This is a genomic window from Kitasatospora sp. NBC_01250, from assembly GCF_036226465.1.
GTDB lineage: Bacteria > Actinomycetota > Actinomycetes > Streptomycetales > Streptomycetaceae > Kitasatospora.
Genome location: NZ_CP108476.1, coordinates 3,136,998 through 3,150,366, shown reverse-complemented (window position 1 = coordinate 3,150,366; position 13,369 = coordinate 3,136,998). Strand labels below are relative to the sequence as shown.

General features: G+C 71.2%; 13 protein-coding genes. 10 read left to right on the top strand and 3 right to left on the bottom strand.

Features of this window, described 5'->3' with window-relative positions; translation table 11 throughout:
* The first annotated feature begins 370 nt into the window (after positions 1–370).
* Both OG500_RS12745 and OG500_RS12740 read left to right on the top strand, forming a co-directional pair.
* Positions 371–1,318: a heme o synthase gene (locus tag OG500_RS12745; protein ID WP_327066684.1), complete on the top strand. Its 948-nt coding sequence runs from the start codon at positions 371–373 to the stop codon at positions 1,316–1,318.
* A gap of 162 nt (positions 1,319–1,480) precedes the next feature.
* Positions 1,481–1,816 carry a hypothetical protein gene (locus tag OG500_RS12740; RefSeq protein ID WP_442789150.1) on the top strand — a complete coding sequence of 112 codons (336 nt, stop codon included), beginning with the start codon at positions 1,481–1,483 and terminating at the stop codon, positions 1,814–1,816.
* A gap of 97 nt (positions 1,817–1,913) precedes the next feature.
* On the opposite strand, the gene OG500_RS12735 is transcribed toward OG500_RS12740, so the two are convergent.
* The gene (locus tag OG500_RS12735; RefSeq protein ID WP_327071532.1) at positions 1,914–2,825 is read right to left on the bottom strand and encodes a COX15/CtaA family protein; all 912 of its coding nucleotides are present in this window, start codon (positions 2,823–2,825) and stop codon (positions 1,914–1,916) included.
* A gap of 197 nt (positions 2,826–3,022) precedes the next feature.
* On the opposite strand from OG500_RS12735, the gene OG500_RS12730 reads away from it, so the two are divergent.
* The gene (locus OG500_RS12730; RefSeq protein ID WP_329579844.1) at positions 3,023–4,441 is read left to right on the top strand and encodes a choice-of-anchor A family protein; all 1,419 of its coding nucleotides are present in this window, start codon (positions 3,023–3,025) and stop codon (positions 4,439–4,441) included.
* Positions 4,442–4,775: 334 nt separating this feature from the next.
* Entirely contained in the window at positions 4,776–5,516 is a 741-nt protein-coding gene (locus OG500_RS12725; RefSeq protein WP_327066681.1) for an LPXTG cell wall anchor domain-containing protein, read from the top strand.
* A gap of 73 nt (positions 5,517–5,589) precedes the next feature.
* Here OG500_RS12725 and OG500_RS12720 read toward each other — a convergent pair whose 3' ends face one another.
* Positions 5,590–6,309, bottom strand: coding sequence for an ABC transporter permease (locus OG500_RS12720; RefSeq protein WP_329587537.1), 720 nt, complete (start codon positions 6,307–6,309; stop codon positions 5,590–5,592).
* A gap of 41 nt (positions 6,310–6,350) precedes the next feature.
* Positions 6,351–7,277, bottom strand: a complete 927-nt coding sequence (locus tag OG500_RS12715; protein ID WP_329579841.1) for an ABC transporter ATP-binding protein — start codon at positions 7,275–7,277, stop codon at positions 6,351–6,353.
* Positions 7,278–7,442: 165 nt separating this feature from the next.
* Between OG500_RS12715 and OG500_RS12710 the strand changes: the two genes are divergently transcribed.
* The 6 genes from OG500_RS12710 to OG500_RS12685 are packed head-to-tail and all read left to right on the top strand — an operon-like array spanning position 7,443 to position 13,362.
* The gene (locus tag OG500_RS12710; protein WP_327066679.1) at positions 7,443–8,291 is read left to right on the top strand and encodes a helix-turn-helix transcriptional regulator; all 849 of its coding nucleotides are present in this window, start codon (positions 7,443–7,445) and stop codon (positions 8,289–8,291) included.
* Positions 8,288–9,703: a Fe-S cluster assembly protein SufB gene (sufB, locus tag OG500_RS12705; RefSeq protein ID WP_329579837.1), complete on the top strand. Its 1,416-nt coding sequence runs from the start codon at positions 8,288–8,290 to the stop codon at positions 9,701–9,703. Before OG500_RS12710 ends, sufB begins: the two co-directional genes overlap by 4 nt.
* A gap of 59 nt (positions 9,704–9,762) precedes the next feature.
* Positions 9,763–11,010, top strand: coding sequence for a Fe-S cluster assembly protein SufD (gene sufD, locus OG500_RS12700; RefSeq protein WP_327066677.1), 1,248 nt, complete (start codon positions 9,763–9,765; stop codon positions 11,008–11,010).
* Positions 11,007–11,327, top strand: coding sequence for a non-heme iron oxygenase ferredoxin subunit (locus OG500_RS12695; RefSeq protein WP_327066676.1), 321 nt, complete (start codon positions 11,007–11,009; stop codon positions 11,325–11,327). The genes sufD and OG500_RS12695 overlap by 4 nt, the downstream gene beginning before the upstream one ends.
* 2 nt (positions 11,328–11,329) lie before the next feature.
* Positions 11,330–12,094: a Fe-S cluster assembly ATPase SufC gene (sufC, locus tag OG500_RS12690; protein WP_327066675.1), complete on the top strand. Its 765-nt coding sequence runs from the start codon at positions 11,330–11,332 to the stop codon at positions 12,092–12,094.
* Between the two features lie 2 nt (positions 12,095–12,096).
* On the top strand, positions 12,097–13,362 hold the full coding sequence (locus tag OG500_RS12685; RefSeq protein WP_327071530.1) for a cysteine desulfurase: 1,266 nt from the start codon (positions 12,097–12,099) through the stop codon (positions 13,360–13,362).
* Positions 13,363–13,369: the final 7 nt, after the last annotated feature.

Below are 13,369 nucleotides of genomic sequence, written 5' to 3'. Positions count from 1 at the left end.
CACGACACTGTGGGCCTGACGCATGTTCGGTAGTGCCGGTCACGGAGGGTTTCCCGCTTCTCCGGGCGAGCCTACCGCCCAGCCCGGGGCACGCCTTCCGTACGGGGAGAACCCGGAGTTTCGTGACCCGATTCCCATGTGTACTGAGTGCAGTGCGCCGCTGCCACCGGAACCACCTTGACCCGGTTTGTCCGGTGCCGCCCTTCGGTGAACTGGGCAGTTCACCCACGGGGGTGCGGCGCGGCCCCGTCAGCGGACCCCGCGGCGGATCGGGATCTATGCACCGTCTAAGGTGGCGTGGTACGCGCAGGTGAACGGATTCACGAGCAATCGACCCGTGGACGCCTGCGAAGTTTCATCTTCAGTTGGGGTGTTCGTGACCGCCGTCGAATCCCGCCCCGCCGGGGTCCTCGGGACGACCCCCGCGCGTCGGCCGCTCGGGGCCCGTGTCGGGGCATTTGTCGCACTGACCAAGCCTCGGATCATCGAGCTGCTGCTGATGAGCACGGTTCCGGTGATGTTCCTGGCGAAGCGCGGGGTGCCCAACCTCTGGCTGGTGCTGGCGGTCGTCATCGGGGGCTACCTCTCCGCGGGTGGTGCCAACGCGCTCAACATGTACATCGACCGCGACATCGACGCGGTGATGAGCCGCACCGAGCGCCGCCCGCTGGTGACGGGGATGGTCTCGCCGCGCGAGGCGATGGTCTTCGGCATCAGCCTGGGCGTGATCTCCACGCTGTGGCTGGGCTACTTCGTCAACTGGCTGGCCTCCGGGCTGGCGCTGGCGGGACTGCTCTTCTACGTCTTCGTCTACACCCTGGGGCTCAAGCGCCGCACCGCGCAGAACATCGTGTGGGGCGGCATCGCCGGCTGCATGCCGGTGCTGGTCGGCTGGGCGGCGGTGACCGGCTCGCTGAGCTGGGCGCCGTTCGTGCTGTTCCTGGTGATCTTCTTCTGGACGCCGCCGCATTACTGGCCCCTGTCGATGAAGGTCCGGGAGGACTACGAGAAGGCCGGCATCCCGATGCTCCCGGTCACCGCCGGCAACCTGGCGGTTGCCCGGCAGATCGTCATCTACTCCTGGGTCATGGTGGCGGTCTCGCTGGCGCTCTGGCCGCTGGCGCACACCAGCTGGCTCTACCCCGTCTCCGCCGTGGTGCTCGGCGCCCTCTGGCTCAAGGAGGCGCACGGCCTGTACTCCCGCGCCAAGGCCGGGGTGGTGGGGGCCAAGCTCAAGGAGATGCGGCTGTTCCACTGGTCGATCACCTACCTGACGCTGCTGATGGTCGCGATCGCGATCGACCCGTTCCTGCGGTAGGCGCCGGTACGCCGGTACTCGGCCGACGGCCCCGGGGTGTCCCTGCGACACGCCGGGGCCGTCGGCGTTCTGCGGGGTGGCGCGGCGCGGACGGGCGTTTGTGGCCCGCGGCACATCGCGAAGCCGTCGCCAGCTGGGCTACCCGTGGGTAGCATGCCGGACATGAGCAGCGCAGAGACCTCCGCACCCGCCGCCGACGCCCGTACCGAGCGTCGGGCCAAGCGCGTCGCCAAGCACCTGACCGCCTTCAGCAAGCAGCACGGCGGCAACGCCGACGGCGTGGTGGAGTACGTGGGCGCGGTGGCGACCCGGATCGTGCTGGTGGGTCAGGACGGCGCCTGGGGCGACCAGGTGGCGCCCAGCTACGCCGTCGGCCGCCGGGCCGCCGAGCTGGCCGGGATCACGCTGCACGACTCCTTCGAGGGCGAGCTCGCCCTGAAGGTACGGACCGGACCGTACGAGTGGAAGCGGATGGCGGGCATCCAGCTCGGCGGCTGACCGCCGTTCGGTACGGCTCCCGGTCCGAAGGCGAAGGCCCCGGCCCCCCGGTGCGGTGGGGGTCGGGGCCTTCGCGGTCTGTCGGCCGTGACGGTGCTCAGACCGCCGCGGTCTGCGGCGCGGTCCGGGCGGGCGGCGCGTCGACGGGCTCCTCGGCGCGGGTGCGCAGCGCCAGCGGGACCCGCAGCACGGCGATCCAGGTCAGTGCGGCGCCCAGCATGTGCACGCCGACCAGCAGCTCCGGCGCGTCGGTGAAGTACTGCACGAAGCCCACCAGGCCCTGTGCCATCAGCACCGCGAACAGCTCCCGGGCCCGGGCCCGGGCGGCCGGGGGGGCCTTGACGGCGGCCAGCACGAAGATCACCGCGAGTGACAGTCCGACCGTCACGCAGGCGAAGTCGGTGTGCAGCTGGGCCAGCCGGTCGTAGCTGATCGGCACCCGCGGAACGTCGCTGGAGTCGCCCGGGTGGTGGCCCGCGCCGGTCACCAGGGTGCCGGCCACCACCAGCGCGCCGGTGGCGGCCACCAGCAGGTGGCTCAGCTGCCGGACCGGTCCGGTGACCAGCGGCCGGGGCGGCCCGTCGCCCTCCTTGGCCCGCTCCCAGGTCACCACCGCCACCCAGACCAGGGCCAGCGCCGAGAGCATGTGGCAGGCGACCACGTACGGGTTGAGATGGACCAGCACGGTGATCCCGCCGAGCACGGCGTTGCTCATCACCACCCAGAACTGCCACCAGCCCAGCCGGGTCAGCGACCGCCGCCACGGCTCGGCGCAGCGGGCCGCCAGGATGGCCCAGCCGATCGCCGCGCAGAGCACGTAGGTGAGCATCCGGTTGGTGAACTCGATGATCCCGTGCACGCCCATCGCGGGGGTGGGGGTGACGCTGTCCCCGGTGCAGGTCGGCCAGGTCTTGCAGCCGAGCCCGGAGCCGGTCAGGCGGACCGCGCCGCCGGTGACCACGATGACGACGCTCATCACCAGCGCGGCGAGTGCGGCGCGCCGCACCATGGTGGCGGACGGGTGCCAGCGCTCGGCGAGCTGGGAGAAGGGATTGAACACGGATTCATCCTAGGTTGCGCTGTTGCCGATCTTGCGGCGGGGGCGGCCTGCCGGTCCGGCGCGCCGCGCGGGGGCAAAGACGACTGTTGGGGCGGATCGGACATTGGTCTTGACCAATGCCGGAGATCGTCGACAGAGTGCGCGACATGCGCATATCCGCTCCCATCTCGGCCCTCGCGCTCGGCGGTTCGCTCGCGCTGGGCCTTGCCGTGGCGCCGGCCGCTCTTGCCGCGCCCGCCCCGCAGCCCTGCCAGAGCCTGGGGACCGCCAACCTGTACGGCGAGTTCGTCGAGGGCGACGACACCCACGCGCCGGATGCCGAGGGTGCCGTCGCGGTCGGCGGCAACGCCGACTTCAGCGGCGGCTTCAGCGTCGGCCAGGAGCTCACGGACGCCCAGGTGAAGGCGCTGCCGGGCGGCAACGCGCTGGTGGTGGGCGGCAACATCACGGTGGGCGGCGGCAACACCGAGGTGATGAAGGGCAACGGCGTCTACGCCGGCCAGAAGATCGGCGGCGGCCGGCTGGAGGGCCACGCCGGCACGGTGACCCGCGGTCCCTCGCCGATCGACTTCGCCGCCGAGTTCGCCAAGCTGCGCGCGCTCTCCGCCGGGCTCGCCGCGCAGGGCGCCACCGCCGGCACCACGGTGACCGCCGAGGGGCAGGGCGGCGCTGCCACCCTGACGCTGACCGGGACGAACGCCGCGTACAACAGCTTCGTGGTGAGCGCGGGCCAACTGCAGGGCGCCAAGGCCCTGCGGGTGCAGGTGCCGGCCGGGGCCACCGCGGTGGTCAACGTGACCGGTGACGGCTACGACTCGCGGGCGGCCGGCACCACCTCGGTCTGGCTCTGGGACCACGGCAAGCAGAGCTGGGTCGAGGACGACAAGCTGCAGAGCGCGGACGGCGGCGCGGTGCGCGCGTCGCTGCTGTGGAACTTCCCGACCGCCACCAAGGTGGTCAAGAACAGCGCGCTCGCCTGGGCGGGCAGCATCCTGGCCCCGAACGCGGCCGTCGACCTGGGCAGCGGCGGCCCGGTCAACGGCTCGGTGATCGCGCACTCGCTGACCGGCAGCGGGGGAGCGGAGACCCACCACTACCCGTTCACCGCCTGCCTGCCGATCCCCGGCGGGCCCACGGTGGCGCCGAGCGCCCCGGCCACCGGGCCGGCGGCGCCCTCCGCGACCGCTCCGGCCGCCGGGCCGGTGACCGCTGCGGCGAGCACGGCGCCCGCCGGTGGCGCCACGCCGGGTGCGCCGGTCACCGCGCCAGGGGCCGGGCCGACGGGGTCGGCCGGGCCGTCCGGTGCTCCGAGCAGCCGCCCCTCGGCCGGCGGCAGCGCCCCGGCCACGGCGACCCCCGCCCCGAGTGGCAGCGCCGGCGGGGTGCTGCCGGTGGGTGCGACCGGCGGCAGCCCGAGCCCGGCGCCCACGGCGCCCGCGCACGGCGGACTCGCCTTCACGGGAGCCTCCGGTGTGATCCCGCTGACCGTGGGGGGCGTCCTGGTGCTCGGGGCCGGCGCGGGGATCGTGGTCGCGACCCGTCGCCGCACGGCCAGAAAGGCCTGACCTTCCGCTGATCGTTGTCGGCTGTCCTGAACCGGCCCCCCTGTGATCGACGTGTATCACCGGGGGGCCGGCTCATTTCTTCGAACGCGAGGGAGAGGCCAGGAGAAAGGTTCGCCCGGGTGCAGGAACGTTGTTCCCGGTGAATCACGAGGTCAGCTCCGCCAGCACGCCAATGCCACCGCGGACAGGCGGAATTCAGCCGTTCGGTGGGGGTGGTGTGCCGGCTGTGGGCCGGTAGAGTCCCCCGCACCAGGTGTAGCCGGTCGCTCACAGATCATCCAACGGTCCATCAACGACCGCGCTGCACAGCCTCATTCGGAAGGATCATCACGTTATGGCGCGACAAGCGCGGATAACCGGCCGCACCTTTGCGGGGGCCGCTGTGCTCGCGGTGGCTGCCACCGGCCTGCTGGCCGGCAGCGCTTCGGCGCACACGAACTCGGTCACCGAGACCTGCTCGTCGCTGACGGTCAATCTGGCCAACTACAACGCGAACGTGAAGAACACGATCACGGTGACCGTCGACGGCAAGACCGTCGTGGACCACCAGGCGTTCAAGAGCACCTTCGCGCAGACGTTCCCGGTGGACCCCAAGCACGCCGCCACGGTCGATGCGACGGTCGCGGTCGTCGCGGGTGACGACCCGACGACGAAGGAGGGCTGGACCTTCACCAAGCAGGTGCAGATCCCGGTCTGCCCGCCGGCCAGCCCCAGCCCCAGCCCGAGCACCTCGGTGCCGAGCAGCCCGAGCCCGAGCCCGAGCACCTCCGTGCCGAGCAGCCCGAGCCCGAGCCCGACCAAGCCGGCTCCGACCACCCCGGCGCCGACCACTGCGGCTCCCACCACCCCGGCGGCGAGCCCCACGCCGACCGCCCCGGCGGCGAGCCCCACCACCGTGGCGCCCGTCTCGGCGACCACCCCGGCGGCGCCCAAGCCGAGCAGCACCTCGCCCTCGCTGGCCTTCACCGGCGGTGGCAGCTCGGCCGGCCCGATCGCGGCCGCGGGAGCGGCAGTGATCGCGCTCGGTGGCGGTCTGCTCTTCCTGGCCCGTCGCAAGAAGGCCGCGCGTCACTGACGCACAGGCCTGAGTAAGCGCTGAGGGGGTGGGGACCGGATCCGGTCCCCACCCCCTCAGCGCTTGGGGCCGCCTACTCCCAGCGGAAGAACCGCGCGGCGGCGGCCAGCGCGAGCACTGCCCAGCCGGCCAGGATCCCGAGGTCCGACCAGGGCACCCCGGCGCCGTTCTGCAGCACCGAGCGCAGCCCGTCCGAGAGGGCGCTGATCGGCAGCAGGTCGAGCACCCCGCGCACCGCGGCGGGGAACTTCGACAGCGGCACGACCACCCCGCCGGCCAGCAGCAGCAGGATGAAGACCAGGTTGGCGGCGGCCAGCGTGGCCTCGGCCTTCAGGGTGCCGGCCATCAGCAGCCCGAGCCCGGAGAAGGCGGCGGTGCCGAGCACCAGCAGCGCGACCACCGAGAACGGGTCGCCGTGCGGCGACCAGCCCAGCGCCAGCGCGATCACCGAGAGCAGTGCGACCTGGAGCACCTCGGTGACCAGCACGCAGCCGGTCTTGGCGGCCAGCAGCGCCCAGCGCGGCAGCGGGCTGGCGCCGAGCCGCTTGAGCACGCCGTAGCGGCGCTCGAAGCCGGTGGCGATGGCCTGCCCGGTGAAGGCGGTGGACATCACCGCGAGCGCCAGCAGGCCCGGGGCCAGGAAGTCGACCCGCTTGCCGGGGCCGGTCACCGAGACCACGTCCACGGCGCTGAAGAGCACCAGCAGCACGGTCGGGATCACCACGGTGAGCAGCAGCTGCTCGCCGTTGCGCAGCAGCATCTTCGTCTCGAAGGCGGTCTGCGCGAGCAGCATCCTGTGGACGGGGGCGGCGCCGGGCCGCGGTGCGTAGGTACTCACGAGCGCAGATCCCGTCCGGTCAGTTCGAGGAAGACGTCTTCGAGGCTGCGCCGCTGCACGGTCAGCTTCTCGGGCAGTACGCCGGCGTCGGCGCACCAGGCGGTCACGGTGGCGACCAGCTTGGGGTCCATCGGAGCCTCGACCCGGTAGTTCCCGGGCGCCAGTTCGACGGCTGACGCTCCGTCAGGGAGCACCTTGGTCAGCGCGCCCAGGTCGAGGCCGGCGGGCCCCTGGAAGTGCAGGCTGCTCTCCGCGCCGCCGCGGCAGAGCTCCTCGGGGGTGCCGGCGGCGATCACCCGGCCGTGGTCGACGATGGCGACGGCGTCGGCGAGCTGCTCGGCCTCGTCCATGTAGTGGGTGGTGACCACCACGGTGACGCCGTCCCGGCGCAGGTCGCGGACCAGCTCCCAGGTGGCGTGGCGGGCCTGCGGGTCCAGGCCCGCGGTCGGCTCGTCCAGGAAGACCAGCTCGGGGCGGCCGACCACGGCCATCGCGAGGGCGAGCCGCTGCTGCTGGCCGCCGGAGAGCCGGCGGTAGGTGGTGCGGCCGGTCGCGGCCAGGCCCAGGCGCTCGACCAGGGCGTCCACGTCGAGCGGGTGGGCGTGCAGCCGGGCGGTGTGCCGGAGCATCTCGACGGCCCGGGCGCCGGCGTAGACGCCACCCGACTGGAGCATCACGCCGATCCGGGGTCGCAGCTCGGCGGCCTGCCGGACCGGGTCGAGGCCGAGCACCCGCACGGTGCCGGCGTCGGGGCGGCGGTAGCCCTCGCAGGTCTCGATGGTGGTGGTCTTGCCGGCGCCGTTGGGGCCGAGCACGGCGGTGACGGTGCCGCGCTCGATGCGCAGGTCCAGGCCGTCCACCGCGGTCTTGTCGCCGTACCGCTTGACCAGCCCGGCGATCTCGACGGCGGGTGAGTTCTGCATACCCGCGAGTGTAGGAGGCCCGGCCGAGGGGCCGGCACGGCGACCCGACTTGATCGTTTACGCAGGTCAGGTAAGGCTTACCTGCGTGACCGATCCCACCGCTGAGGCGTGGATCACGGCTTGTTCGGTCGGAAGTAATTACGCAACAATGGTGTTGTGAAAAACATGCGCGAGCACACGCAGGACCTGGAGGCCGAGTCGGCCCCCGGGTTCCCGGTGCCCGCGACCTCGGCGGAGGTGCTGCTGGAGGGCCACCGGGCCACCCGTGACCGGGTCGCCCGCTCGATCCTGGACCACGGCCCCTCCTCCGCCGCCGATCTTGCCAGCCGGCTGGGCCTGACCGCCGCGGCGGTCCGCCGTCACCTGGATGGCCTGCTCGCCGCGGGTCTGGTCGAGTCCCGCGAGCAGCGGGTCTACGGCAGCCGTGGCCGCGGCCGTCCGGCCAAGGTCTTCGCGCTCACCGAGTGCGGCCGGGACGCCTTCTACCAGGCCTACGACCAGCTGGCCGCCGACGCGCTGCGCTGGATCGCCGAGGCGGTCGGCGGCGGCAAGGCGGGCGAGGAGGCGGTCGCCGCCTTCGCCCGGGCCCGGTTCGGCAAGCAGGGGCAGAAGTACCTGAGCGCCCTGGAGCGGGCCTCGGCCGGCGAGCGGACCGAGGCACTCGCTCAGGCTTTGAGTGCCGACGGGTACGCTGCCACGGTGCGCAGAGTGCCCTCTGCCGGTCAGGCCGCCAAGGCTCCGGCCGGCGCCCAGCTCTGTCAGCACCACTGCCCGGTGGCGCACATCGCCGAGCAGTTCCCCCAGCTCTGCGAGGCGGAGACCGAGGTCTTCTCCCAGCTGCTGGGCACCCACGTACAACGGCTGGCCACCATCGCCCACGGCGACGGGGTCTGCACCACCTATGTGCCGGCACCCGGTGCCGCACCGTCGCCCGCTCCGGGCACCGGTGCAGCGCCGACTGCCGGTACGACCACCGAACCACCCGCTACGTCCGCGCGGAGGAACCCCGCATGACTGACACCGTTTCCCACCCGGAGCTCGAGGGTCTGGGCACCTACGAGTACGGCTGGTCGGACCCCGACGCGGCCGGCTCGGTGGCCAAGCGCGGCCTGAGCGAGGAGGTCGTCCGCGACATCTCGGCGAAGAAGTCCGAGGCGGAGTGGATGCTCAACCTGCGCCTCAAGGGTCTGAAGCTGTTCGGGAAGAAGCCCATGCCGACCTGGGGCTCGGACCTGTCCGGCATCGACTTCGACAACATCAAGTACTTCGTGCGCTCGACCGAGAAGCAGGCGGAGTCCTGGGAGGACCTGCCCGCCGACATCAAGGCGACCTACGACAAGCTCGGCATCCCGGAGGCGGAGAAGCAGCGCCTGGTCGCGGGCGTCGCCGCCCAGTACGAGTCCGAGGTCGTCTACCACCAGATCCGCGAGGACCTGGAGCAGCAGGGCGTGATCTTCCTCGACACGGACACCGCGCTCAAGGAGCACCCGGAGCTCTTCAAGGAGTACTTCGGCACGGTGATCCCGGTCGGCGACAACAAGTTCGCCTCGCTGAACACGGCCGTGTGGTCCGGCGGCTCGTTCATCTACGTGCCGAAGGGCGTGCACGTGGACATCCCGCTGCAGGCCTACTTCCGGATCAACACCGAGAACATGGGCCAGTTCGAGCGGACGCTGATCATCGTCGACGAGGACGCCTACGTCCACTACGTCGAGGGCTGCACCGCGCCGATCTACTCCTCGGACTCGCTGCACAGCGCCGTGGTGGAGATCATCGTCAAGAAGGGCGGCCGCTGCCGCTACACGACCATCCAGAACTGGTCGAACAACGTCTACAACCTGGTGACCAAGCGGGCCGTGGCCTACGAGGGCGCGACCATGGAGTGGGTCGACGGCAACATCGGCTCCAAGGTCACCATGAAGTACCCGGCCGTCTACCTGATGGGCGAGCACGCCAAGGGCGAGACCCTGTCGATCGCCTTCGCGGGCGAGGGCCAGCACCAGGACGCCGGCGCCAAGATGGTGCACATGGCGCCGAACACCTCCTCCAACATCGTCTCCAAGTCGGTGGCGCGCGGCGGTGGCCGCACCTCCTACCGCGGTCTGATCGAGATCGGCGAGGGCTCCAAGGGCGCCAAGTCCAACGTGCTCTGTGACGCGCTGCTGGTGGACACCGTCTCCCGCTCGGACACCTACCCGTACGTGGAGGTCCGCGAGGACGACGTGTCGATGGGCCACGAGGCGACCGTCTCCAAGGTCAGCGAGGACCAGCTCTTCTACCTGATGAGCCGGGGCATGACCGAGTTCGAGGCGATGGCGATGATCGTGCGCGGCTTCGTCGAGCCGATCGCGCGCGAGCTGCCGATGGAGTACGCGCTCGAGCTCAACCGGCTGATCGAGCTGCAGATGGAGGGTTCGGTCGGCTGACGTCCAGTCAGCAGTCCGACACCGCCCACACTTTCAGGAAGAGAGCAACACGAACAGCCATGGCTGACACGCCTTTGAATGTCGCAGCGAACACCCCCGGCTCCACCACCGCCGGCTCGATCGAGGTCGGCACCGCCGGTGCCGGCGCGCAGCTCGCCGGGCCCGGCACCGGCCGGGACAGCGTGCGGCAGCCGATCGACGCCCGCGTCGCGGTCCAGCCCTCCTACGACGTGAACGACTTCCCGGTGCCCACCGGCCGCGAGGAGGACTGGCGGTTCACCCCGCTGCACCGCCTGGCCGGCCTGCACGACGGCACCGCGGCCGGTAACGCCGCTGGTGAGGACAAGGTCGAGTTCGGCCTGCCGGAGGGCGTCACCGCCGACCTGGTCGGCCGCGACGACGAGCGGATCGGCAAGGCCGGCAAGCCCGTCGACCGGGTCGCCGCGCAGGCGTTCAGCGCCTTCGAGCAGGCGCTGGTGGTCACCGTCCCCAAGGACGCGGTGCTCACCGAGCCGGTCCGGATCGACGTGCACGGCGAGGGCGGCGTCAAGTTCGCCCACGTGGTGATCGACGTCAAGCCGTTCGCCGAGGCCGTCGTGGTGCTGAACCACACCGGTACCGGCACCCGGGCCGCCAACGTCGAGCTGCTGGTCGGCGACGGCGCCAAGCTGACCTTCGTCTCGATCCAGGACTGGGACCGCGACGCGGTGCACGCCTCCCAGCAGACCGCGCTGATCGGCCGGGACGCCGCGCTCAAGTCGGTCGTGGTGACCTTCGGCGGCGACCTGGTGCGCATCCACCCCCGGGTCACCTACGCGGCCCCCGGCGGCGAGGCCGAGCTGTTCGGCCTCTACTTCGCGGACGCCGGCCAGCACCTGGAGCACCGCCTGCAGATCGACCACGACACCCCGCACTGCCGGTCCAACGTGGTCTACAAGGGCGCCCTGCAGGGCCAGGACGCGCACGCGGTCTGGGTCGGCGACGTGCTGATCCGCGCCGCCGCGACCGGCACCGACACCTACGAGCACAACCGCAACCTGGTGCTCACCGACGGCGCCCGGGTCGACTCGATCCCGAACCTGGAGATCGAGACCGGCGAGATCGTCGGCGCGGGCCACGCCTCGGCGACCGGCCGCTTCGACGACGAGCAGCTCTTCTACCTGCAGTCGCGCGGCATCCCGCAGGAGGAGGCGCGCCGACTGGTGGTGCGCGGCTTCTTCGCCGAACTGGTGCAGCAGATCGGCGTGGCCGAGCTCCACGACCAGCTGATGGCCAAGATCGAGGCCGAACTGGCGGGCGTGGCATGAGCTACCAGCGTGTCTGCTCGCTGAGCGAGCTGGGCGAGGACACCCCCAAGCGGGTGGAGCTGGGCGGCGGTCTGGCGATCTCCGTCGTGCGCACCGAGGGGGAGGTGTTCGCGATCAACGACATCTGCTCGCACGCGAACGTCTCGCTCTCCGAGGGCGAGGTCGAGGACTGCCGGATCGAGTGCTGGCTGCACGGCTCCACGTTCGACCTGCGCACCGGCAAGCCCTCGGGACTGCCCGCCACCCGGCCGGTCCCCGTTTACCCCGTAAAGATCGAAGGGGACGATGTGCTCGTCTCCGTCACCCAGGAGTCCTGAGCATGGCAACCCTTGAAATCCGTGACCTGCACGTCTCCGTCGAGACCGAGTCGGGCCCGCGCGAGATCCTGCGCGGCGTCGACCTGACGGTCAAGCAGGGCGAGACCCACGCCATCATGGGCCCCAACGGCTCCGGCAAGTCCACCCTGGCCTACACCCTGGCCGGTCACCCGAAGTACACCGTCACCAGCGGCGAGGTGCTGCTGGACGGCGAGGACGTGCTCGCGATGTCCGTCGACGAGCGCGCCCGGGCCGGTGTCTTCCTGGCCATGCAGTACCCGGTCGAGGTTCCCGGCGTCTCGGTCTCCAACTTCCTGCGCACCGCGGCCACCGCGATCCGCGGCGAGGCCCCCAAGCTGCGCACCTGGGTGAAGGAGGTCAAGGAGGCCATGGCGACGCTGCAGATGGACCCGGCCTTCGCCGAGCGCAACGTCAACGAGGGCTTCTCCGGCGGTGAGAAGAAGCGCCACGAGATCCTCCAGCTGGAGCTGCTCAAGCCGAAGATCGCGATCCTGGACGAGACCGACTCGGGCCTGGACGTCGACGCGCTGCGCCAGGTCTCCGAGGGCATCAACCGGGTGCGCGCGACCGGCGAGGTCGGCACCCTGCTGGTCACCCACTACACCCGCATCCTGCGGTACATCAAGCCCGACTACGTTCACGTCTTCTCGGCCGGCCGGATCGTCGAGTCCGGTGGCGCGGAGCTGGCCGACAAGCTGGAGAACGAGGGCTACGAGGCTTACGTGAAGGGCGGCGCTTCCGAGTGACAATCCTCTCCGGCTCGGCGCTGAGCGGTCTGCTCGACACCGACGCGATCCGCAAGGACTTCCCGGTCCTGCAGCGCGTGCTGCACGACGGCAAGCCCCTGGTCTACCTGGACAACGCGGCCACCTCGCAGAAGCCCCGGCAGGTGCTGGAGGCGCTCAACGCGTACTACGAGCAGCACAACGCCAACGTGCACCGCGGCGTGCACGTGCTGGCCGAAGAGGCCACCGCGCTGTACGAGGGTGCCCGGGACAAGGTCGCGGCGTTCATCAACGCGCCGAGCCGGGACGAGGTGATCTTCACCAAGAACGCCTCGGAGTCGCTCAACCTGGTTGCCAACATGCTCGGTTGGGCCGACGAGCCGTACCGCGTCGACGCGGACGCGGAGATCGTCATCACCGAGATGGAGCACCACTCCAACATCGTGCCGTGGCAGCTGCTCTCGCAGCGCACCGGCGCGAAGCTGAAGTGGTTCGGGCTGACCGACGAGGGCCGGCTCGACCTGTCCAACATCGAGCAGCTGATCACCGAGAAGACGAAGATCGTCTCCTTCACGCTGGTCTCCAACCTGCTCGGCACCGTCAACCCGGTCGAGGCGATCGTCCGCCGCGCCCAGGACGTCGGCGCGCTGGTGCTGATCGACGCCTCCCAGGCCGCCCCGCACATGGTGCTGGACGTGCAGGCGCTGGAGGCCGACTTCGTCGCCTTCACCGGTCACAAGATGCTCGGGCCCACCGGCATCGGCGTGCTCTGGGGGCGCCAGGAGCTGCTGGAGGACCTGCCGCCGTTCCTCGGCGGCGGCGAGATGATCGAGACCGTCACCATGGGCTCGTCCACCTACGCCCCCGCGCCGCACAAGTTCGAGGCCGGCACCCCGCCGATCGCCCAGGCGGTCGGGCTCGGCGCGGCCATCGACTACCTGTCGAACATCGGCATGGAGCGGATCGCCGCGCACGAGCACGCGATCACCGAGTACGCGGTCAACCGCCTGCAGGAGGTCCCGGACCTGCGCATCATCGGCCCGCGCACGGCCGTGGACCGCGGTGCCGCGATCTCCTTCGTGCTCGGCGACGTGCACCCGCACGACGTGGGCCAGGTGCTGGACGAGCAGGGCATCGCCGTGCGCGTCGGTCACCACTGCGCGCGGCCGGTCTGCCTGCGGTACGGAATTCCGGCGACCACCCGGGCGTCGTTCTACCTGTACTCGACGCCGGGCGAGGTCGACCAGCTGATCGACGGCCTGCACCACGTCCGCAACTTCTTCGGCTGAGGAGGGT